Here is a 24,252-nt window from a genome sequence, read left to right as displayed (position 1 = left end):
GGTCCTTAAAATAAATCGGAAAGATCTTCCAAGCCGATGGTTGGTTCAAGCTTGGCCACTGGTTCCCTGGACTGGACTGGGGCCTTAGCCTGGGGTAAGGTTCCCCTCGATAAACTTTGCCCATGCCAATCAATGCCCCGACAAAATTCCGCCACCGAAGCAGTGAGAGAAAGGGGACGGGGAGGAGCTTTGGGACGATGTAGGGCCGGTAAATTTTCCTCTGGAGCATGGGGGCGCTGACCAGTCCAATTTGCCTGGGTAAAAAAGTCCGCCACCGACAGACAGAGCAAAGAAGGTAAATTATCCAAACTTTCTTCCGTTACCGAACATTCCAGCACTGGCGGTGCTCCCTGCCAGTTGTAGCCCCGGAAAAAATCCCCTACCTTCATTTGCCCCCACTGGGCTTGATGAATCATTTCAGGTATTCCCCTTTGACGAGTTTGGTGGCAATATCGTTGGCATTGGCCCCTTCGTTTTGCCAGAAAGTGGCGGCATCAATGCGGTCTTGCTTACCAATCAGAAACTTGCAATAGGTTTCCCCCATGGCGTAGCACTGAATTTCAATGCAGTTGAGGGACTTATTCACCAGGCGGCTAAAGAAACCTGCCAACAGGCCAGCGTAAATATGGCAAACAGGCTTACCCACATCCCCCAACGTCCGGGCCACAGCGGAGTCGAAAATATCCACAAACAAAAAGCCGTTTTTCTGTTCACTGAGGTCAATGGCCCAGTTACCCCAGCCCTGGGCGGTGAAGGGCCACCACCAACCTTCTAGCACATAGTTAAGATTGAGCTCGCTCAAAGAACTGGTATAGCCAAATTCCGTCGGGAACCACTGGTTAAAAAATTCGGCATCGTAATGGCCCCACTCCTTGCCGATGTTGTACATCACCACACTGGAGGCGTTGCCCACTTCTTCCTGCAAGCCGTCAATTAAACCGACGATAAAATCTTCGCTGGTAAGAACATTGCGGCAGTTATTCCAGTCCACAATGGAACCGGAATTCATTTGAAAACAAAAGAAGTCTTCTACTTGATAGTGGTGATGTTTGCTGGGATGAACCTTTCTTAAACTATGTTCCAACAAGTTAGATCCTTTGACCTTAGCCGGAATATTTGATGTACTAATGGAAGTTAAAACCATGGACGACATCCCCTTAGGTATGGTGAAAAAATCAGTTTGGCTTGGCAGGTAACCCATCTATGGGTTAAAAAAGGATTCAGGATAAAACGGGCAAATGCTGTGAAAAATCAAGAGCTCTGTCCTGGGTTCACGGTGTCGAGTGATTTTGACTTACCACTGGCTGTTTTCCTAAATGGAGAAAATTTGACTGATGTCCCGCCGATGACCGATCCACTTTGTATTCAGTACAAAGAATAATCGAAGCTGTTGTTGAAGTTCCAACTAACCCTAATTCTTACATAGCTTTTGTAGGCGGGAGAAACCTCTGTTACAAAACGTTGTCAAGGGGAGAAAGATAAATCAAAATTTCTCCATTAATTATTGTTAAGTTTGATTTGATTTTATTGACAAAAACATCGATTAATTTCCTGTCGGCTGGCAAAATTCTAGGGAATAGGTCTGGGCCGGTTGCTTCTCCGTGGCTAGGTAATCTCTCAACCAGTCACAACCCTGTTCCACTAGTTGACGGAGCCGTTCCTTCTCTGGAGTGACGGGCCAACTTTGTAGGTCCCCGTTTTGGGCCACGGCTAACAACCATTGCCCTTGCCGATTAAAATCTAGCCCTAATAGCGAACCTGATGTGCTGGTAAATTCCCCCCGGAGGTTACCCTGTTGGTCCCAAAGTCTGACCATGCCGTCACTGGCAGCGGTGGCAATCCATTGGCTGTCGGGACTGATGGCAATCTGATCAATGGGTAGGGGGTCACTTTTTAGGGTATGCAATAGTTGTCCCTCCACACTCCAAATTTTGGCGGTGCCTTCCCGCCCAGCGCTTAACAGATACTTCCCGTTGGGGCTGTATTGCAGTTGATTGAGGCGATCGCCGTGGGCCACAATACTTCTAATCAGGGTGCCATCAAAATTCCAGAGGGTGAGATTACCCTGTTCATCGCCAGCGGCCAATTGCGGCAAGGTCGGGTGGAGACTAACACTGCGGATGGGTTCTTTCCGTTGTATGGAGTTTCCCAAGGCAAGGACTATGGGGTCATTCAATTCAATGGGAACCCCTTGGGACTGGTTTCCACTGGTCTGGTTATTTTTTGTCCCCTGCCAAAGTTGCACCTCTCCGCTCCCGGTGGCCATGGCGATCGCCCATTGGGGGGATGTGGGAGTAGTACGCAGGTCTACGTCGTAAACCCGGCTAATATCCGTCCTCCAGGTTTTGAGCAATTGGGATTTAGTCTGGAGTTGCCAAAGTTGCCATTGCCGACCCCGTTGCCCCAATAACCATTGGCCATCGGCACTGAACTTGAGGCGGTCAAGATTTTGGCTAGCATCGGATAAAAACTGTCGGCTCCTATTCTTTGTGTTGAACAAAATTAAGGGCTCATTTTCCATGGCCAAAGCAATGGTGTTGGTCTTAGCATTTTCCGCCACCGCCCCGAGTACAGCGGGCAGATTGAGGTTAACCAAATCGGACTTTGGGCTCATGTCCCAAACCTTCACTAAGTTATTCTCCGCACCGATCGCCAATAGGGCTCCATTGGAAGCCAAGGCCAAACCAAAAATTGCCTCTGGGTAACCCTGGTACTTTTTCAGCATTTTGCCGCTGGTGGACCAATGAATGACACTGCCATTACTACTGCTGGAAAATAACTGTTTGCCATCGGGGGTGAAGACCACCCTGGTAACAAATTCATCGTGGCCCGATAGGGTGGCTTTAATTTCCCCTTGGGGAGTCCACAGTCTCACTGTGCCATCGTCCGCCGCCACAGCCAGTAGATTGCCATTGGGATGCCAATTAACTCCAAAAAAAGCCACCTCCGGTAAGCCAAACTGACGGATGAGATTACCATCTAAATCCCAGAGGCGAATTTGTCCGTCCCGACAAACGCTGACTAGGGTTTGGCCGTCAGGGCTAAATTGGGCGTCATCCACGGATTTAGTATGGCCCCCCAACACAGCCAAGGTCTTACCCGATCGCCAATGCCAAAGGCGCACAGTGCGGTCTCGGGAGGTGGACGCAAGGATTTCCCCGTCGGGGCTGAAGCTAACGCTATAAACAGAATCTTGATGGCCCTTGAGGGTTTGGAGCAGATTACCGTCTAGGTCCCAAATTTTGACCGTCTGATCTTGCCCAGCGGTGGCGAAAATTTTGCCGTTGGGGGAGAAATCCACCCGGTAGATACTGCCTGTGTGGCCGGTGAATTCCCGTAAAAATTCCCCCTGGGGTGTCCAAAGGTGCACTGTCCCATCCCGGGAAGCAGAAGCAATCAAATTCTTATGGGAACTGATGGCTACGCTGGTAACTCCGTCCCGATGGCCCGTCAAAACGTTTTTTTCGGCAATTTGGCTAAGAATTTGTTGCAAACTTACCAAGGGACTGGTGGCGGGGTATTGACTAAGGGTTTCATCCGCTTTGACCAGGTGATGAAGTTGGTTCCCGGCTTCCAAAGCGGTGACCAAACCAGGAATTTGATCAAAGGTAAATTGCCGTTGGGCGCTGGTGCCTAAGCGTTGGAGTTCTGTGCCCTGTTGACTCCGTTGTTGTTTGAGGGTGGCAAAGTAGGCCTGGCTCAAGGCGATCGCCGAGCCCCCCAGGGACATCATCAGCACCACAATGCCAAAACTGATCATCCGTTTCGCTTTGACATTGGCTTGAGTCAAAATTTGGTTGGCAGCGAGGGAAGCTTCCTGTTCCTGATTTTGGCTGGCGTTGAGGTAGCGGTAATCCACCCCGCTGAGGTTTTTGCTACTGGCCCAAGCCAATGCTTCCCGTAGGGCTTCCCCCCGCAGTAATCGGGAAGAATCTTGGTAATTGGAATTGATCCAGGCTTGGAGGTTGGTGCCATAGGGTCGGAGTTTGTTCAGTTCCTTACTGACCCATTGGGCGTTAAAAATTGCTTGGTAAATGGGGTTATAGGGACGCAACTGCCCTTTCACTTTCACCACCAGCCCCGTTAGTCGCAACACCGTTTGTTCAACGCTATCGTCCGCCGGAATAGCACCTTTATGCAAAATTTCTTGGTACAGCCCCAACAGTTGCCCACTGCGGGCTTGATCTTTTAATAGGCGATCGCCAATGGTGCGAAAGTGTACCGGCTCATCGTTGGATTCCCAATGGCGGATAATTTTTTCTTCAATTAGTTGGGCAATGGTAGTGGCAATAGTTTGAGATTGGCAATCTAAATCCCCTTTCTGTAGAGCTTCTGCCACCAATTCGCACACTTTCTGGGTTAAAAAGGGTTGCCCCCCAGTCCAAGCTAAAATTTCCCCCAAAATTTCCCGGGCGCTAACTTCATCTACCGGCAAACCAGCACTCAGGGGCAGAGCTTCCGTTAGGGTAAAACCCGTGAGGGCAATGGCTTGGCCAATGTTAAATGGCGTTTGGGTTTTGTTATCAATTAAATCTGAAGGAGTGGCTACGCCAAACAGGGCAAAACTCAGGCGGTTATATTCGTGGTCATCGGCCCGTTGGTTATAGCAAAAACGAATGTAGGAAAAAAAGTCATCCAGGGAAAAGGGCAGACTCAATACCTTATCAATTTCATCGATAAAAATGACAATCTGGCGATCGCCAATGGTTTGAAGAATGATTGTTTCAACAAATTCCCGTAGCTTTTGAATGGGACTGAGTTGTTCCCGCTCCCGTAACCAAGGCTTGAGGGCCACCTTCCCCGCCAAAGGCAAACCGAGGTAAAGCTGGGTAATAATGCCGTTATACCACTTCTGAGGGTCAGCTTCGGTGCCTAAACTGGTGATGTCAATGGACACACACACCACCCCGTCCTGTTGCAGTTGATGCATGGCCCGCACCCGCAGGCTAGATTTACCCATCTGCCGGCAGTTGAACACATAGCAAAATTTGCCCGCTCGCAACTGGGCCAATAGTTCCCGATCCGCTTCCCGTTGACTGTAGCTGGGATGATTAGCGGCCAAGCTCCCCCCCACCTGATAGGGGGTTGACTGCAATAAATTGAGGGCGATCGGCGACATTGTTTCAGCTATGTTTTACTGGTGCATCCTAATGAATTAGGAGATTAGAACAGTATCCTGATTCTTTGATAGCATACAGGGCCTTTGCTTTAGATTTTTATTTTATCTTGTCGTCAAGGCGATTATTTCCAAAGACAAACTCCACTTTAAACGATAAAAATATCATCAACGTCAGGGGAAAACATAGGGAAATTAAGCCAAACTTAGCGGTTAATACTCCACCGCAGATAGCACCGACGGTAAATCCAAGCAAGGAGCTACCAAATTTAATTAATCTGGTGCGGGAAGCATCAAGATCTTGAAGGGATAGTTGTAGTTGAGCATGACTTTGTAAGCTGCTAGTCAATGCCAAATCCATGGTGAACTGAGTTAGGTTATTGGTCATGGCAGTAGTAGGGGCAATGTGTCCCAAAGATTCCCGCATTAGTGCATTTTGCATGCCCATGGAAAATACTCCCAAAGAACCAGTCACAAACAATGGTAAGTTATTAACCGATTTATGGTGAGGTGGATCCAAGGCAACGGCACTGATTGTAAATAGTAATAAAACTAAAGTTTCTAAACTGATTAAATAGGCTAAACGTAGTTGATGGCGACGGGCAAGAACGGTGGTTAGGAGTACCGCAAACATAAAAACTGGAATGACTGCAATCCTCACCCAAAGGGCTTCTCCCCCTACCCCAATTATTTCCGTTGCGGCAATGACCAGATTTCCTGTGATGTGGGAAGTGAACAGACCATTGAGCCCTAAAAAGCTAGCCGCATCGATAAAACCAGCCACCCCACTGAATAATACACCGGCAACTAACTGCCCACTTGATAATAGTTTCATTGTCCATAGTTGCCTAGCAAAACTACGTCATTGTAGCGTCAATCAGTGGAGTAAATTATAGGCTAAACTACGTTGACTGAGTTGGACTAAGTTATATGGAAAAAACAAAGTTTAACAACTCAGGGTAGCTTATTTTTGCTTATTTTTAAGCAGGTAAAAAGTCGAATTGCAAAATCAAGTCGTTATAATCTTGATCGCCGCCACCTACCATATCTTCAAAGCCGAAAAGGTTACTACCTAAACGTGACATTTGACTGATGCCATTGTGGTTAGCTCCATTGAAAGAGAACAGGGCAACCGGACCGAAGTTGGGATCATTACTGGGATTTTGACTCAGAACTTCTGCAATGGTGCTATTGGGAATAATGACCATGCCGTACATCTGATTACCTAACAAATTAACCGTCTGTTGAGTAGTACTGAAAAAGCCATCGGGGGCAGTTAAGCTAACACCAGTTAAGGGAGCTTGGGCACGACCTAATGCCGCTTCGGTATAACCTGAATCACCGGGTTTGAGATCAATTTGGCGATCGCCATTAAGGTCCAATCCCCCAGTCAGACTGTCGACTTTGTACAAAGCAATGGCATTATCATAGGCCCCAGCCCGACTAATGGAAACTTCGGCAGTGACGGACTGACCCAATACCCCTGGCACCACCAAAGTTTTGGAGCCAATTTCGGCAGTGATACCAGCAAAGTTTAGTTGATGATAACCGCGGCTATCGGTCTCTATGATGGGAGCAGTATCGATGGAAAAAGTAGTTTCATCCCCCTGTTGACTGTAGAGAATGTAATAACGGTTTGGTTCTAAATTTGCGTTGCTAAAATCACCAAAAAACTGTGACTCTGTTGCAATTAAATTATCAACATTAGTAAAGCTTTGTTGGGCTAAGCTACGGGTTAGTGCCTTTGTGGAAGCACCATTTTGATCGCTGAAAATAAGCTGCTTACGAGCTAAAGCGGCCGCTTCATAACTTGGATCATCCGGCAACAGACCATCGATGGAACCATTGGTATCATCCACCTCAATCCAGCCCATGGCATAATTTTGGTTAGGACTATTAATTAGCCTTAATTGCACTTGGCCATCGGCACTGGTGGGAGCCCAGAAAACTCGGTTGTCATTACTGATTAAGCCTGGAATCACCCTGCCCAAATAGCCTTTAGTTTGCACTAAGCCATTGGTTAATCCATCGGCATCACCCCGATCGCCATCCCAAAGTTGAAGCTCTAGACCCTGGGGATTATTTTCGTTATCAAAGTTGGTAAATTTGGCTCCCGTCATGCCATTGAGCATCAAGGATTCATAGTTGCCGGCTACGGGGTTATAACTGCCAAAGTCATTAAATTCTGCTAAGCCATTAACATCTAACTTAACTAGGGCTTGACCAGCATTAACGGTGGTAGAGAAGTTAATTACGCCCCCTGTTAAACTATTTGCTGACTCTCCTGGGAGATAATTCCAATTGCGAATTTGGGAACCATTGGCATCAGCAGCTAAGAAAAATGCTTGTTCCCCATTCCCTGGCTGTAACCCTTCTTCCAACAGGGAAACCAACAGGCCAAATTGTTTGTCTCCTGTGTAAATACTATCATTAGGAACTTTAACTTTAATCGTTTTTTTTGTCTCCCCAGGTTTGAATACTAGCTGTCCTGCTACTGGTAAATAGCGATCGCCTGCTTTGCCATCCATATCCTGGGTTAGGTAACTGACAACAACATATTTGTCTAGATCGCCTGTCCGTTCAATGGTGAAGTCAACTTCCCCCAAAGCTTCAGAAGCTGTAGGACTGGAAACAAATAGTTTTGTAGCAATATTTATATCTCCGACATTGCCTGTGTTGGTATTTCCGTTATTAAAGTTGCCGGTATTAGCATTGCCTGTGTTGATATTTTCATCATTAAAATTGCCGGTATTGGCATTACCCGTATTAGCAATATTGGTATTTAAAGCTGCTGTATTGCTTGTTCCATTGCCATTCGGTAAAACAGGCTGGGGCTTATTCTGACTTGGAGCGGTAAAACTTGGCATTGTTGGCTGATTAACTAAGACAATGGCGGCGGAATTATTCGATTTATATTGATAGAATCTTTGTCCGTATTGATAAGTCGTCCCGTCCGCACCAAAGTCACTGCTTAACTGCAAACTATCACCGCTTTCATCCATTAAGACGATAACGGTATTATTGCTGGACAAATTAATAACGCTGAGGGAATTAAGGGTTAATTGATTTGCACCATAATCCCGAATATCAATGGTTTCAAAATCCTGTAACCGCAGGCCAGGGGAAAGGGTAGTTAGATCCCAGTTTTGGCCGTTGTAACCCTGCAAAGCTAAAATATCAAATCCTGTGCCCCCATTTAACCGACGGAAATAGGTATCACTGACGGAAACCCAGTCATCACCGGGGCCAGCATAGACCACATCCAAACCACCCTTGGTCAAAATTTGATCATCCCCCTGCCCTGCCAGGAAGCTTTCCCCCGTGGCACTGCCCACCATCACATCATCACCAATAGTGCCCGTTTGATTCACCGTGTCGTTAAAGTCACTGCCAAAGAAAACGTAGCTGAGATTATCAGTTTGACTGTTGGGAACGAGGGATTCCGTCCAGGAGCTATCAATCTGGGTAATGGGGGAAGCGTAGTTGACCGATCCTTGCAATTCCTGCCAAGACTGACTGGGGTTGGGCAAATACCAGAGTTGGCCGTTGTCGTATTCAGGATCTCCCAAGCCCACAGTGATCTGGGGCTGGCCATTGGCGCTCCACTGGACGGTTATGGCATTTAGGGTGGGAATTTGCAAGCTGGAGTTAATGGCTGGGGTGGCAGTCCAACCATTGCCGTTGTAGTAACTCACCGTACTATCGGCTTGCCCCACCACTATTTTTAAATCATTAACATTGTTGGGGGGATTGGGACTAGAACTAAAATTCCATTGCACCGCCATTTGGGCGATCGCCGCTCCCGAAGGAAGACCGGAAAGGAAAGTCCACCCGCCCTGTTCCCCGGAGCCTTGGTAATACCAGACGGAGCCATTGTTGCCGTTATCATCCCCCAGACCCACCACCACTAAGGGTTGAGCGTCATTGCTAGTCCACTGCACGGCCAGTTGTTGTACGGGATAAACCCAGCCATCATCGTGGAATTGAGTCCAGACACCGTTACTGCCCTGGTAATATTGCACCTCGCTATTATCCAAGCCAACCACAATATTGGGATTACTAGCTTCCTGCCATTGCACCGATAACTGGGTAACACTTTTGCCAAAATTATTAATGGTTCGCCAACCGGACTGGGTGTTGTAATAGATCACCGCCCCATCAGCCAAACCAACAACAATTTGGGACGGAGATCCATCCTCCCCCCATTGCACCGCCATTTGGGTAATGGCAGACCGCCAACCGTCTCCCTGGTAAGGGCCGTTGTTAACCCAGGTTGAACCGTTGTAGTATTCAATCCCGCCCTTGCCCCCCAGGCCCGCAATGATTTGGGGATTACCGCTCGTATTCCAATTAACTGCTAACTCGTTTATTTCTGCGGGAAGTTTGCCCCAGGATTGCCAGTTTTGATTACCACCGGGATAGTACCAAATATCGCCATTGGATTGGCCAATAACTGCCTCGGGCGGTCGGCTACTGTTATTCCAATTGGTGGCCACCTGATTGGTCCAAACTTGATTGGCTTGCCAATCACCTCCCCCCATTTGAATCGTTTGGTTACCGTCAAGGTAGAGGATATAACTATATTTATCATCATCGCTAAGTTCGCCATTTTCAATAAACACAATCTGCTGGTTATATTGCAGATTGTTTTCACCAGGAGCACCAATAATAAAATCTGCAAAACCATCACCGTTAATATCCCCTCCGCCATTCAGGGCGATACCCGCTTGGGAGTTGGGCGAACCATCAATGGCAAAACCCCTGGGATTTGAACCCTGGGATTGATTGGCCCGCAACTGCCCTAAATCGAAGGGTTGATTATTCCAGTCATCGCCGCCGAAAACCACAAACACACCGCCCTGATTATTTTCCGCATCAACGGTGTAGGGGGAACTAATTAATAAATCATCAAAACCATCCCCATTAACGTCCCCTGCCTGGGCAATGCGGGACAGTTGATAGGTACTGATCTGTCCACTGGGGTTGGTGAAGGGAGCTGCCAGAATAACATCGGGTTGGGCCGTATTGCTTAGACCATTACTATTCCCGTAGAAGATAAAAACGCCCCCTTGATTGCCGGGCCGACTCAAATAATTGGGCAGATTATTCGGTTCCCCGATCGCCGCCGCATAATAATTGGAAGCTAGGACTGCTAAATCCGCAATGCCATCTCCATTGAAGTCGCCAATATTTTCTAATTGATTGGCCGCCGCCAGGGTATTAATTACAGAGGAAGTGGTGGGAGTGGGCAATAGGGAAAAACTGCCGCTGGTGGAAATCTGCCCTGCTATTTTCCTTTCGTCACTACCAATGGCAATTTCTGGAATACCATCACTGTTGAGATCCACCCCTGTGGCTGTTGTTTGGGTTTCGGGATAATCAATATTGGTAAAACTGTTTAGTACTCCTGTGGAATTCCCCCAAGCTACCTGATTGCCGTTATCTCCCCACAAAAGTACGTCGTCATAGCCGTCACCGTTGTAGTCACCAATGGCCATGGATTTGGTCACGCCCCCCACTTGATTAATGACCACAGGGGAGGAACTGGAGGTAATACTTAATGTTTTTAAGTCCCCAAGACTGGTATTGCCCAAAACAACATAAAAATTGCCGTTACCATCTAAAACTCCCAAATCTTTAATGCCATCACCGTTAAAATCACCGACACTAATCACGTCCCGAAGGGTAGCATTGGGAACGGAAATCACTAAATCTTCACTGCCACTGGCGGTTGTTAATAAATCTTTGGTGCTGTTCCCAAAAATAATTGCGCCGGCATTAGTTCCACCCGAAAAAACATCGGCAAACCCATCCCCGTTAACATCCCCCAGGAAACGAACTAAACTACCGTTGCCCAGGATACTGCCTGTAAAGGGAAGGGGAAAACTGGTTACATTCAGTTCTTGGGAACCTTGGGGGCCGGGATAGCTTAAATAAAGTTCATTGTTGGCAAAGGCGATCGCCGGCGGGGACTGACTGATGTTGTTGGTAATGACTTGGGGCGATGACCAATTAATGCCATTACCGGAACTGACGAAGTTAAGTTGATTACTACTGTCGAGGTAGCTCAGATAGAGATTGGTGCCGTCATTGGTAAGACTGGGGCCGCCCTGGGAACTCACTCCAGGAATAGGAATACTGCTCCAATCGTTAGCGGAAAGATCGGCGTTGGTGGTGGATGTTATGTAGTCAAGAGTACTGGGGGTATTTCTAGTTCCTCCTTTGTAAACCAGATAGAGGGTATCCCCCAACACTGTGGCACTGATAGCACTAATAGCAGTTTGGTTACTACCAATTTCGTTGGCGTAAATCCATTCATTACTGCTGTTTAAATAAAATTGCAGAACGGTGGAAGTTGAGTTGTTGGCGGCAAAAAGTAGGGACAGGGTTCCTTGGTAAACAAACAGGGTCGGCGGTGTGGAAGAAGTGCCCCCCAAGGCCAAAGGAGCATTCCAGGTCTGGCCTTGATCTTGGCTAGTGATGATATTTAACCCGTTGTTACCATCTACATAGGCCAGGTATAAAACATTGTTAAAAAAGGCGATCGCCGGGGGAAAAATAGTTTGGGCAGATTGAGGTAACTGTACTTCCGAGTTCCAACTTTGACCATTATTAGTGCTGACGGTGAAATAAATTTGGTTATTGCCACCGAAACCTTTATAGGCTAGGTAAAGGTTGGAGCCATTGATAAGAATTGCCGGGGTGGTGTCAATATACTGGGATGTAGTTTCAAACGTGGTGGGAGGATTACCAATTAAATTGCCATCAATGACAAAACCGTTATCGGAAGCAACATCCGCCAAATTAAGACTGCCATCGGCGGCCAACCAAGGCTGACCGAAAACCACATAAAATTGCTGGGCATTGGGGGCACTGATTAAAAAGCTATCAATGGGTCTGTTGTTCGGCCCTTGTGTGCCCGTGATATTCCCTAAACTAACTACTGCTGTTCCTGCTAGTTGATTGGGCAAACTGCCATTCAATACAAAAACTTGTTTACTGTCATTGGCGATCGCATTTAATTCAATGATCGGTACTATTTCGGTTGATAAATCCAAGGGGCCAAACAGTAAATAACTTTGCCCTGTGCCGTTGCCTGCTTGGGGGGCAGTAATTAAAAAGTCCTGATAACCATCGCCGTTCACATCCCCTGGGGTCATAATGGTCATGCCGGCCCGACCCCCAGCAATGCCGCCATTAATGATTAAATTACCTGCTTCATTGAGGGCTTGGAGAGAACTGGAAGGGGTAAATTTACTGCCGCTAAGTGCATAAACCGCCCCCGCACTGCCATTAACTCCCAAGGCAGAAATTGCTAAATCCTGATGGCCATCCCCGTCTAAATCTGTAAAGTCCCCTAGGGAAATGGCCGCTCCGGCCAAATAGTTTGCCCCTACTCCATTGGCGGCAGGAATATTAGGCCCAGTATAGGTAGCCACTTTGCCAAAGGGCTGGCTACTGGTCTGGGAATACACATGGACTGCTCCAGCGGCGATCATAGTAGTATCGGGATAATTGCCCTGGTTGTTCGACGGTAAAGCACTTTTGCCCACCCATTGGTTACTGACTTGTACGCCGTAGGTGGAGGAACCGATAAATAGATCGTCGCCAGAGTTGTTGGTGAAAGTGACCGGGCCACCGGAAATTTTACGGGAAACCCCCAAGCTGTAGCCGGCCGTTTCTCCCACGGTCACAGTCTGGGCAGGATTTTGGGGATTGGTCAGATTAAAGGTGTTGCCAATATGGATGGGGGAAAGTTGACTAGGATTACTGGGGGAAACAAGATAGACTTTGCCCACCGCCACCCCATTACCGTTTTTGGCAAAGGGAGCACCAAAGGCAATTTGGGGGTCATTACCAGTGAAATTGCCGATCGCCACGGAAAAACCAGCCCCGCCCTCGGCATCCACTCCATCAATCACAAAACCCTGATCACTAGTCCAGTTACTGGCATTACTGAGATCAATAATTTGATTTTTGCCCTTCAGGCCATTGAGATAATGGCCGTTAATCACATAAATGCTTCCCGTTCCCCCATTGGCGTTGGCATTCCCAATGACCAAATCATCTACGCCATCCCCGTCCACATCCCCCGTCACTAAAGCCATAGGCACATTATTATTAATATCCCCGGCGTCGGTAATGCCCGTAATTAGCACCCCGTCCCCATTGCCCGATAAATCCGTGGTGGTTAAAGGCAGGGTGGATTTTTGGCTTAAAACATCGCCCCCGGCAAATAAAATCTGGATTGACCCCTGTACGGCATTGCCCTGGGTTGTATAACCCCGATTGCCCACGGCCACATAGGCCAAAGCCCCATTACTAAAACCACTGGCCATCACTGCGGCGATCGCCGGATTATCGGTATCAATCACAAAGCCACTGTCCACCAAGGAAAGGGAGGCATCATTAGCTTCTTTGATGGTGGCGATGCCGAGAACTTGGTTGTCTAAATAATCGGGACTGTTAGCCGATACGGGGCCACCTTGGTTGGGAATCGGGGAAAGGGAGGTAAAGGTAATAGGGTCAGTTTGCCCCTGGAGGTAAATATTGACTGTGGCAGGGGAAGTTAGGGGACTACCCTCTGTATCCACAAAAATGGTAAAGGTTTCCGTTGCCCCCATAACCCGATGGGAAAAAGTAGCTCCAGGATTCAGACTATTGAGTAACTTATCCCCAGAAATGAACTCCAATTGGGGCGTCGTACTATCTGCGTTCTCCGCTAGAATTACCCCTAGCTGCCAGCTCTCACTAAACGCATTACCTGTGCCATCTGTGCCTACAGTCCAGAGTTGATTATTGGACGTAGTTACAGTAAACCCAGTAATCTCACTTCCCTGTTGCCCGGTTAAGTTAACTTGAAAAATGGTATCGGGGTTACCGTTGGGAGCAATTTGGGCATTATTATTACCAGCAGGATTAGCAGAAACAATGTCCCAAATGGGATTATTGGCTGCCGAAAGAATGGTAGGAACGACTTCATCAACGGGGTTAATACTAACGGGACTTTGCCAACTATTGCCACTGCTGTCCCAAACGCTGTAGTTAGTTTCTGGTCCCGCTGTCACTGGCTCAAAAAAGCGAGCTTGATAGTGGGAACCGACTTCGTTAACCCCCCAAATTCCGTTAATTAGTTGGGAACCCGTTAAATTGAGAAAATTATTATTACTTGAACTAGGGCTAGAACCATTATCAACATAGGAAAGAATCGAATTATAAAAAGCAAATTCATCCAAATAAACAGACCCACCACTACCCGCTAAAGTTAGCGTTCCCGACTGGGGCAAATTGGCAAAAGCAATATTTTCTAGAGTATTTACCAATTGACCATCGAGGTAAAGGTCAAGAATTTGTTTAACAGGATCATAAGTTCCCACCACATAATGCCAATTACCAGTGGTAACAGTGCCGCTAATCTGGGGGTTACTCCCATTATTCAAGGTAAAAGTTAAGCTATCTTCATTCAAACTCAGATCAAATACCCCGGCCAAATTAGCCAAACCCACTACTCCGTCAGACGTTGGTAATTTGAACCAAAATTCCACCGAAAAACCTTGCACGGAAACAGGTACTGGCGAATTGATTGTTATCCCGCCACCATTGAATAACACGGCGGGGTTAAAGTCCCCTGTATTGGTGTTAGTATTTTCCAGCGCCCCCACCTGGCCCAGAGTATAACCAGCCGTGCTGTAGGTGCCATTTCCTGCCACGGATAATTGCCCTTGGTTAATAACCGTTGTGCCGCTCAATTCCCCTAGCCGTAGATAAACCAAAGGATTCTGCTCTGATACCAAGTTGCTGTAGGAAGGGGGCCGGCTTTCCGTCCAGAAAATCGCTGGTTGTCCATTAATGGAACTAATACTTAATTCACTGAAACTATTGGGATTGATGCCGGCATTTGCTCCGCCTAGGATTGTTGGATTAGTCCACGTAGTACCATTAAAAGTCGCTAACTGAATAGTGGTATTGGGATCACCATCGCTATCCAGTTGGGTATTCAACCAAGCCGCCAGTAAATTGCCCCCAGGGCCAACTCCCAATGTTACTTTTTGGTCCTGTCCTGGTTGGCTGGAGAAAATCGGAGCGGCTAAACCCCATTGATTATCGGGGCCAAGCACCGCATAGTAGATGTCCGATTGCTGAGCGGCAGTGGTTATCAAGGCCGCTTCATTGGGGCCGTAGTTTTGCCCGGGAATGGTCTTAAGAGAGAGGGCGGAAGTATCGACGTTAACCCAAGCTACAACGTTTTGCAATGCTTTGGTGCTGGGATTTTGGTAAAGCGTGGCCACAACATCCGAATTAATACCGGTAGTGCCAGGAATAGTGGTGATGGAGGAAATACCACTGTCCCCAAAGGGAGAAAATGCCGTTTTAATAACCGTACCTGTGCTAGAAGCGGTGGTTAAAAAGTTGTTGGTGCTGAAGGATGCAACGGTTTGGGGAGTGCCAGTATTGCTAACTAAGTTATTTTCACCATTGGAGTTAGGGGTATAGGTAATGGTGACCAATTGACCCTGGCCAATAATCTGATTTAAAACCAGGGTGATAGAAGTATCAGCAACGGTGACGCTGGTGACGGTAATGGGACTGGTGCTATTGCCATTAACGGTGACTTGAAATTGACCGCCATTGGGAATTTGATTGACGTTTAGGGTCTGATTGAAGGGAATGGTGATCAGGTTAGAAATTACCGACCCTAACAAACTGGTGGGAGCAGTACTAGTACTGCCAGCGGATTGAACAGAGTTGGTGAAATCAGGAACCCAAAAGCTTGTATTTGTGGCATCAGCCAGATACAGATTAGAAGTGAGATTAGTCCCGCTTAAGCTATAACTAACTTCAACAATTTGGCTAGCATTAACAGAATTAGTCAGGGTTAGGGTAATGGTATTTTGGGCTAGGGAAACGTTGGTGGGAGTAGTGGTATTCCCATCGCTAGTTTTAATCGTAAATTGGGAGTTACTGGGGGGATTAGCCGAGTCATTTTTGAGATTATCGGCAAAGACAAGGTAAAGATAATCGCCTTCTGCTAAAACGGAAATGGGAGTAATGGGAGGGGTGTCACTACTCCAAGCTAATAAGATGTCCCCCTGACTGGTGAGGGCTAAGGCGGGGGAAGTGTCCTGGGCAAAGTCACTGGTTAAATTACTCAGTACCGGTTGGGTTTGGACATTGATAACACCGGCAAAGGTACGATTAATCAACCCCCAGGCAGTGGGAGCAGTGCCATTACTAACGGTAAAAGCTGTGATAGTTTTCTGATTGGCAGCTTTAAGTTGTTGGTCACTATTGGCATCAGGATTGTACTGGACAGTATAGATTTCACCAGGGTTAATGGCGGTATTGGAAGCAAGGGTTAAAACAATTCTGCTTTGATTGACCGCTACATCAGTGATAGCAATGGCTTGATTACTGCTGTTGGTGACCGCAAACCAATTGAGTAATTGATTCTCAGTAGGCAGAATATCCGGGTCTAGTGGACCGTTAAAAGCAATAGTAATCTGTTGATTATTTTGGGTGTAGTCATTTCCTGTACCACTGGTGGGATTATAGGTATAAATTAGAGTGTCGGGAGATTGAAGGGCAACGGGACTACTGGTAAAGTTACCTAATTGATTGCCACTGTACTTAACAATAATATTGGAAAAAGGCTGGCCATTTACGGTGGTGTAGGGGATTTCCTGCTCTAGTCGTAAAATAACTTCACTGTTGTTACTTTGGCTATCAGTTTGAACCACCACTCCAAACACAGGAATAGTGGAAATTTGACCATTGGCGTTGGTAACGGTGACAGTAAAGTCTGTGGGATTAAGACTAAGATTAGGCTCCAGGAATTGAGCAAGATTAATGGTGAGCAAAAAGCCATCAACACTAGCAGTATTATTCGCTTCCAGCCCAGTTTGGTTATTTTGAGATGAAGAAGCAGCAAATGTTTGCGTCCAAGTGGGAAATCCTGCAATCCTAGCACCAATAAGACCAAGCAGACTGACAGTAAGATTGAAAGGAGCACCAATGGTAATGGAAGAGGGAGTATCTCCTTTGATAGTAAAAGTACCATCAGCAAAGAAGCCAATGGAACCAAATAGCTTAAAAATAAAGGGAATTTCAAGGGTTCCTTCAAAGCCTAATGTAACAGGAATTCCCACCAGTAAAGATTCCAGCTCTACAGAACTATTTTGATCAATGGAAGCAAAGGCCGCTTCCAGATTAGACAGTAAAGCTAGAGCTGCTGTTACTTCAGAATAGGTCGGTAAAGCATTGTAAAAACCATCGGTAATAAATAAACGGTCTGTGTTACCGCTTAAATCAAGGTATGGAGCTAATAGGGGAAAATAATTACCGGGATCTTTTGGGGCAACCTGCCATTGCAGAGCTACACCGGCATTAAAAAATAAGCCGAAGTTAAAATTTAGACCACGATTTAAGATATCATCAAAACCAAATAAAGGAATAGACCCCGCTAAACTAGCTAATGCTCCTCCAGTTTCCAAATAAAGGGGAAATTTACCGTCAGAATTACCATTACTGTTGCCATAGCTATACAGAGAAGACAACGTAAAGGATAAATCAAACCCTTCTTGAGAATCCGGAGAAAGTGCACCTCTTCCCTGACTTCTCCATTTATCAAAACGATTACTATCCTCGCTATTGCCAACATTCCGTCTTTGTTTTCTCCCTACGGTAGCCAGGGAATTCAGTAGTAACCTCCCTTTGGTTGATTCACCGCCCCCAAACAAACTCCATTCGGGATTATTGCCCGATGAACCCTGCAAAGAGATAGATAAAATTAGAGGGCCGAACATGCTTTTTAAAACTTTCTCTGGTTCTTGTCCTAATTTTTTAGCAAGAATAAGTGAAAGGGCATTAATATTAAATTCATTGGATGCGTTCCAATTTAATCCTAATCCTTGATAGGTAGGTTTGTTGCCAAGAAAGCTTGCTTCCCCTGCACTAAGAACTTCATAACTGGCGGCAGGGGCATTGCGATTACGACCTAAATAATTGTAGGAATTTCCCTGGATAATATTGCCGCTAGCAGGGGAATTTTGATTACTGCTAAATTGATTTTGGTTGACTGTAAAACTTTGATAATAGAGATCTGTATCCTCTCGGATGGCTTGGTTTTTAGCTTGCTCTGCATCAACTTTTTGCCCTACTACAAGCACTGTGCCATTTTCTTCGGCGATCGCCCTGGGGGCCAAATCTCCCACTTGGTCTGAAGTTAGGGCCTGGGGAGTGCTTAACCATTCCGTCCTGCCCCCGGAGTTGTAACGAGCGGCGGTGTAAAAAATATCACTGTCATTGCCACTGCCCTGTTGATAAACCACCACTAAACCAGGGGCCGGAGCGGCGTTACTGTTATTACCAGGGGGCTGAATTAACTTGTCATTGGCGATTAAATTTAGACTAGTGAGGGATTGATTACCCACATTGGCGATCACCTGGGCATTAACCCACATGGCGGAGTTCGGATCATAGACAGCGTGCCAAAGACTGGTATTTTCCACCCACACAACATGGGTCGTTCCTGCTGAATCTGTGGTGAGCGCAGACAGGCGATCGGCCAAATTGATAGTCATAAGTTCGATTAATTGCTGGGAAGATAGGCAAAACCAATGGCTTTTATTTGGCTTGACTGCTCAATACTGAGATATTACGTTACTATTCCGCCGATTTCCTCTTTGCTCTCCGTCATTATAGCGAAACAACAGTGAAAACCACTAATTTTCAAGTCATAGCAGTTGGGAAAATGATCATTCTTAGTAATATTACTTAATGGTTAATCATCACCGCCAAATAATCGGGTAAATACAGGAGTTTTAATTTTTAATACTAATAACTAACTAAGGCTTTCTGCCCCTAACTAAAAATGCCGTAAAAGCGCAGAAAAATTCTCCCGCTTGATCATTTTGGTCAATCGCCTTGAACCAAAGGGTAAGATCATTTTGGCTGATTGTTCCCTGTTCGCTAATTTTTTCCACCGTCCGAGATAGGTCCAAAATTTTATCAGCTAATTCAAACTCAGTCAGGCAAATGGTAATGGGGTCAACGGCAATATCAGTTAGCCCCGCCTGCCGGAAGTATTTAAACAGATAGCGACCCACCCAGCCAGAAGGAAAGTTATCACACCAAAAATTGGTAATTGCACGGGTTACGCCCCGCTGGTCAGAATCGATGACCAACGTTTCCCAGTCCGGCTCAAAGGCCACTACCCAACCATTAGATTGTACAACCCTGGCCATTTCGGCGATCGCCTTTTGGGGCTGGGCAATGTGTTGCAGAGTGCGGTCAACCCTAGCCGCAGTGAAATTAGCACCGGGAAAAGGTAATTGCTCTGCATCAGCTAAAACAAATTCAAACTTAGTGGTGGAATTTTTTGCCCGCTCTCTTGCCTGGTCAAGCATAAATTGACTACGATCCACCGCTGTAACTTTACCCGTTTCCCCTACATAATTAGCCAATAAAAGGGCATCATTGCCAGTGCCACATCCCACTTCCAGCACTGAATCACCGGGCTTTAACTGCATTTTCTCAAACGTTTTTTGTTTGTAATATTTATACAAGTCCAGTGACTGTTGCAATTCCAGACAACGGATAAAGTTTTCAATGTTTCCAGAGTTATCTAAGTCTTGAAAGTCGCTGGCAAAGTATGTCATGATTGTGACTCAATAAAAAGCAAATTCATGTAATTACTATTAATAATTTTCACTCCACTTTACCCGTTTGGATCACACCATTTGCCAAGTTATTTCCTCGCCGGCCCGCAGAGGCACCAATCCAGATTCAGGGAAAGGTAATTCAGCAGGAATACGCCAAGGGTTTTTCATCAACGTAATTTGTGCTGTATTACGGGGCAATTGGTAAAAATCTGGGCCATAAAAGCTAGCAAAGGCTTCTAGCTTATCCAGGGAATTAACACTTTCAAAAGCTTCGGCATATAGCTCCATAGCATGGAGGGCAGAATAGCAACCAGCACAGCCACATAAACTCTCTTTACTATTGCGAGCGTGGGGAGCACTATCAGTGCCGAGAAAAAATTTAGGATTACCAGATGTGGCCGCGTGTAGCAATGATAAACGATGTTCTTCCCGCTTCAGAATTGGCAGGCAATAAAAGTGGGGACAAATGCCACCTTTGAATAAAGCGTTGCGACTAAATAGTAAATGTTGGGGCGTAATAGTGGCTGCAATATTATTAGCAGATAAAACAAATTGCACTGCATCTGAAGTAGTAATATGTTCCAGCACTACCCGCAGCCGGGGAAATTTTTCCCTGAGAGGAATTAAATATTTTTCAATGAATACTTTTTCTCGGTCGAAAATATCAATATTACTGTCCGTTACTTCGCCGTGGAGTAATAGGGGCAAGTCCACCTGTTCCATGGCTGCCAACACTGCATCACATCGATGGATATCCGTGACGCCAAAGTCAGAATTGGTGGTGGCTCCAGCGGGATAGTATTTTACTGCTTTAACAAACTGGGATGCTTTGGCCGCAATAATTTCTTCGGGATTAGTATTATCCGTTAGATAAAGGGTCATCAGCGGTTCAAACTGGCCTCCCGCAGGTATGGCGGCGAGAATCCTTTCCCGATAGGCGGCGGCATCAGCCACGGAACGCACCGGAGGCTTCAAATTGGGCATGACGATCGCCCTAGCAAATTGACGGACAGTGTGGGGTAGAACTGCTTTCAGGGCCGCTCCATCCCGTAGATGCAGGTGCCAGTCGTCGGGTCGAGTGATGGTAAGCTTTTCCATGGCTTAATCATAAGCTGGTTTAGGTTTAGTTAAAAGTCTTTTTCCCCTTCCTTAAACTTCAAGATTTAGGGGGCTTGGAGACGGCGATCGGGTAATTACTTCATACAGCACATCGGGGTCTAAATCGGCTCCATTGGGTCATTGAATAGTTCCAAGTTCCGGATTGATTTTGACTTGAGCAAAATATTCAAGGTCTTTAAGTGGCTCAAATACACCTGTAAATTCAATTTGTTTTTGAATATCAACTATTCCATCTTGATTATCTTCAAAGCGTAAATAAAGCTTGTAGTTTTTGAGAGGGTTAACAGCAACAATATCTTGTAGCATAGCTTACTCAAATGGTTGAATTTTTCCTTAGCGACAGAACTTAATAAACACTTACCTGTTACTTTAAGGGACTGCCTACTCGGCATGATTCTGTAAATTCTTTTATACTCTAAATTGTTCTGTCGAGTTGTTGGTAAGCAACTGTTATTGAAAATGGCTACTGAACTACTTTTTAATCTCAGCAATGTGTTTGTGTTGCCGTTTTGGGGCTTGATGATTCTACTGCCACGGTGGCAATGGACGGAAAAAGTGATGAAGTCCCTGCTCCCCATCGCCATTTTAGCTGCGGTTTATCTATTTTTATTTATCGGTTCCTTGGGGTCCGAATCGGCGGCGGCGTTGGCCAGTCCGGAGTTGTCCGTTATTGCCCAAGCTTTTGCTGACGAAAAAATTATGGCTGTGGGTTGGGTCCACTATCTGGTGATGGATTTGTTTGTGGGTCGCTGGATTTATTGGCAGGGGCGAGAAACTGGGGTTTGGACGGTACATTCCCTCATTTTATGTTTATTCGCTGGGCCCATTGGTCTGTTGTCCCATCTGCTCACGGCGGCCATTACTAAACAATGGGGCAAGGGGAATGACTCGACAATGGAAACGCCCCAAACGGAGATTGGTTAATCGCATATAATACATCGGGGCATAGGTCTGCCCCTTTTTGCTATAAATTATTCGAGAGTTTCAAGAAAGTAATGAAAGGCGCCAGTTGCGTAATAGTTCTATGTTACCATTGACCCTAAATTTGGCAAATATTGCCATGGTGATATCAACTATTGCCTTGGCCATAGCTTTGTAACAAAACTATACATACAATGGGAGGATGGCCATACCTGCTCCATTACCCCCCCGCCAATGCAAATTGAATCAAAAACAAATACCAACATCCGTTCTGGGTTAACCCTAATTGCGCCTTTTTTCCTTTGGGGAACGGCCATGGTGGCCATGAAGGGGGTTCTGGCAGATACCACGCCTTTTTTTGTGGCAACGGTGCGCCTCATACCAGCCGGAATCTTAGTCTTGCTCTGGGCCATGGGACAGAAACGTCCCCAACCCCAGAATTGGCAGGGCTGGGGCTGGATTATTTTATTTGCCCTGGTGGACGGTACTCTTTTTCAAGGATTTTTAGCCCAGGGGTTGGAGCGCACAGGGGCAGGCTTGGGCTCAGTGATTATTGATTCCCAACCGATCGCCGTGGCATTACTTTCCAGTTGGTTATTTAAAGAAGTAATTGGCGGCATTGGCTGGCTGGGACTCTTACTAGGGGTGGGAGGCATTAGCCTAATTGGGCTGCCGGATGAATGGTTTTATCAGCTTTGGCATCTCCAGGGTTTAAGCATTAATTGGAGTGGTTCCGCCCTCGGTAGTAGCGGGGAACTGTGGATGTTGTTGGCGTCCCTCTCCATGGCGGTGGGCACAGTGCTGATTCCCTTTGTTAGTCGTCGGGTGGACCCGGTGGTAGCTACGGGGTGGCATATGATCATTGGTGGTTTGCCCCTGTTGGCGATCGCCTTGGTGCAAGATTCTGAACCTTGGCAGAACATTGACCTCTGGGGTTGGGGCAATCTCGCCTATGCAACAGTGTTTGGCAGTGCCATTGCCTACGGCATTTTTTTCTACCTTGCATCTAAGGGCAATTTGACTAGCTTGAGTTCCCTGACTTTTTTAACGCCCATTTTTGCCCTCAGCTTTAGTAACTTGATTTTGGAGGAACAACTTAGCTCTCTGCAGTGGTTAGGGGTTGCTTTTACGTTGGTGAGTATTTATTTAATCAACCAGCGGGAGCAGTTAAAGATACAACTGCGAGACATTTGGAGTTTGGTTCGTAAACCCGTAATTAACGATTAATTTGCGATTGTTGAGCCTATTTCAACAATTTTCCTAAAATTTAGAACATTTCCATCTGTTTATTCACTATTCAACCTAAAATCCCCAGGAAATTTGCCCTATGGCCATGGAGGTAAAAATTTGCGGTTTACGCCATCCTGCCCAAGCCCAGGCGATCGCCGCTTTGGGATTCACCACCCTGGGATTTATTTGTGTGGAAGCTTCTTCCCGTTACGTCAGCTCCAGGGAAATTGAACTGGTTTTGCAAAGCTTAACTGCCCATAACAAGCGATCGGCGATCGGAGTATTTGCCAATGTTTCCCTCCCTAAACTGGGGGAATTTTTAGCCCAAACTAGTCTGAACGGTATCCAACTCCACGGCGATGAAAGCCCCGACTTTTGCCGCCAGGTTAAACAAGCATTTCCCCAACACCGATTGATCAAAGCTCTCCGACTCCGGCGATCGGCAGATTTAGAACGGGCTGAAGCCTATTACAATGCCGTGGATGTCCTCCTGCTCGACGCTTACCATCCAGAACAATTGGGAGGTACTGGGCAAACCCTACCCTGGCAAAAGCTACAGCAGTTTCGGCCGCCCCTGCCCTGGTGGTTGGCGGGGGGATTAACTCCTAGCAATGTTCAAGAAGCCTTAAATTTACTCCAGCCTGACGGCATTGACCTTTCCAGTGGCGTGGAACAGGGCCCGGCGGATAAGGATGTGGCCAAAGTTGCCCAGTTAAGGGCTCAGTTGGACGCCCTAGCAATTTTGCAGCACTAAAATTATTCTGGAAAAACCTAGGCTTTTTGAGACCGATTGCCGTGGGTCGGACAGGGAGGCGCACTCAAACTGCGGTCTAACCAACCTTCTGCCTGTTGCACATGGGTTAAGGCTTCCTGGGGATTATCTTTGAGTAGATACACCAATGCCGCTGCCAATTCTTGTCCGGCCTGGGCTTGACGATTACCCTTTAAACGATGCCAATCCTGGGGGGCGATCGCCAATCTTTCCGCTAGGGCCTGGGCCAGTTCTAGGGCAGAAAGTTCGGGGTGACTGACGAGGGAGGAGGTTTGGGAAGCAAAGGGAATCATGGTTACAAGCTACGGGGAAAACTATGGCCACCAAGCCATGGACGGCGGGGTAACTGCTCTGATTATTACCTTTTTTGCCGGGCGCCTGTTGGAAATTGCCCTTGCTCCCTTGCCCCGAAAATTATGGCATTAGACCCATTC

General features: G+C 46.7%; 13 protein-coding genes and 1 pseudogene. 4 read left to right on the top strand and 10 right to left on the bottom strand.

Features of this window, described 5'->3' with window-relative positions; all coding sequences use genetic code 11:
- Positions 1–5: 5 nt before the first annotated feature.
- The 8 genes from C7I86_RS10325 to C7I86_RS10290 form a co-directional block, all read right to left on the bottom strand.
- Positions 6–416: a hypothetical protein gene (locus C7I86_RS10325; protein ID WP_010873168.1), complete on the bottom strand. Its 411-nt coding sequence runs from the start codon at positions 414–416 to the stop codon at positions 6–8.
- Entirely contained in the window at positions 413–1,201 is a 789-nt protein-coding gene (locus C7I86_RS10320) for a V4R domain-containing protein (RefSeq protein WP_010873167.1), read from the bottom strand. The genes C7I86_RS10325 and C7I86_RS10320 overlap by 4 nt, the downstream gene beginning before the upstream one ends.
- 342 nt (positions 1,202–1,543) lie before the next feature.
- Positions 1,544–5,119 (bottom strand): AAA-like domain-containing protein, encoded by a 3,576-nt coding sequence (locus C7I86_RS10315; protein WP_010873166.1) that lies wholly within the window; start codon positions 5,117–5,119, stop codon positions 1,544–1,546.
- A gap of 97 nt (positions 5,120–5,216) precedes the next feature.
- Positions 5,217–5,951 (bottom strand): YoaK family protein, encoded by a 735-nt coding sequence (locus C7I86_RS10310; protein WP_010873165.1) that lies wholly within the window; start codon positions 5,949–5,951, stop codon positions 5,217–5,219.
- 145 nt (positions 5,952–6,096) lie between these two features.
- On the bottom strand, positions 6,097–18,696 hold the full coding sequence (locus C7I86_RS10305) for a SwmB domain-containing protein (RefSeq protein WP_010873164.1): 12,600 nt from the start codon (positions 18,694–18,696) through the stop codon (positions 6,097–6,099).
- A gap of 264 nt (positions 18,697–18,960) precedes the next feature.
- A complete protein-coding gene (locus tag C7I86_RS10300; protein ID WP_010873163.1) occupies positions 18,961–19,773 on the bottom strand; it encodes a class I SAM-dependent methyltransferase in 813 nt (270 codons plus the stop codon).
- 72 nt (positions 19,774–19,845) lie between these two features.
- Positions 19,846–20,874, bottom strand: a complete 1,029-nt coding sequence (pyrC, locus tag C7I86_RS10295) for a dihydroorotase (RefSeq protein ID WP_010873162.1) — start codon at positions 20,872–20,874, stop codon at positions 19,846–19,848.
- Between the two features lie 138 nt (positions 20,875–21,012).
- Complete coding sequence (locus C7I86_RS10290) at positions 21,013–21,201, bottom strand: DUF2442 domain-containing protein (protein ID WP_020862251.1); 189 nt, start codon at positions 21,199–21,201, stop codon at positions 21,013–21,015.
- Positions 21,202–21,354: 153 nt separating this feature from the next.
- Between C7I86_RS10290 and C7I86_RS10285 the strand changes: the two genes are divergently transcribed.
- The gene (locus C7I86_RS10285) at positions 21,355–21,819 is read left to right on the top strand and encodes an ABA4-like family protein (RefSeq protein WP_010873161.1); all 465 of its coding nucleotides are present in this window, start codon (positions 21,355–21,357) and stop codon (positions 21,817–21,819) included.
- A gap of 60 nt (positions 21,820–21,879) precedes the next feature.
- Here C7I86_RS10285 and C7I86_RS10280 read toward each other — a convergent pair.
- A pseudogene (locus tag C7I86_RS10280) lies at positions 21,880–21,972 on the bottom strand (IS1 family transposase); the annotation flags it as partial.
- Between the two features lie 78 nt (positions 21,973–22,050).
- Here C7I86_RS10280 and C7I86_RS10275 point away from each other — a divergent pair.
- Both C7I86_RS10275 and C7I86_RS10270 read left to right on the top strand, forming a co-directional pair.
- A complete protein-coding gene (locus C7I86_RS10275) occupies positions 22,051–23,043 on the top strand; it encodes a DMT family transporter (protein ID WP_010873160.1) in 993 nt (330 codons plus the stop codon).
- 100 nt (positions 23,044–23,143) lie between these two features.
- Entirely contained in the window at positions 23,144–23,800 is a 657-nt protein-coding gene (locus C7I86_RS10270; RefSeq protein WP_010873159.1) for a phosphoribosylanthranilate isomerase, read from the top strand.
- Between the two features lie 17 nt (positions 23,801–23,817).
- Here the strand turns inward: C7I86_RS10270 and C7I86_RS10265 are convergent, their stop codons facing one another.
- On the bottom strand, positions 23,818–24,111 hold the full coding sequence (locus tag C7I86_RS10265; protein ID WP_010873158.1) for a DUF6439 family protein: 294 nt from the start codon (positions 24,109–24,111) through the stop codon (positions 23,818–23,820).
- Between C7I86_RS10265 and C7I86_RS19405 the strand changes: the two genes are divergently transcribed.
- Positions 24,110–24,244: a hypothetical protein gene (locus C7I86_RS19405; RefSeq protein WP_020862253.1), complete on the top strand. Its 135-nt coding sequence runs from the start codon at positions 24,110–24,112 to the stop codon at positions 24,242–24,244. The two genes, C7I86_RS10265 and C7I86_RS19405, sit on opposite strands and share 2 nt — an antisense overlap.
- Positions 24,245–24,252: the final 8 nt, after the last annotated feature.

This window comes from Synechocystis sp. IPPAS B-1465 (assembly GCF_003015225.1).
Taxonomy (GTDB): domain Bacteria; phylum Cyanobacteriota; class Cyanobacteriia; order Cyanobacteriales; family Microcystaceae; genus Synechocystis.
This window is presented reverse-complemented; position numbering and strand designations above follow the sequence as displayed.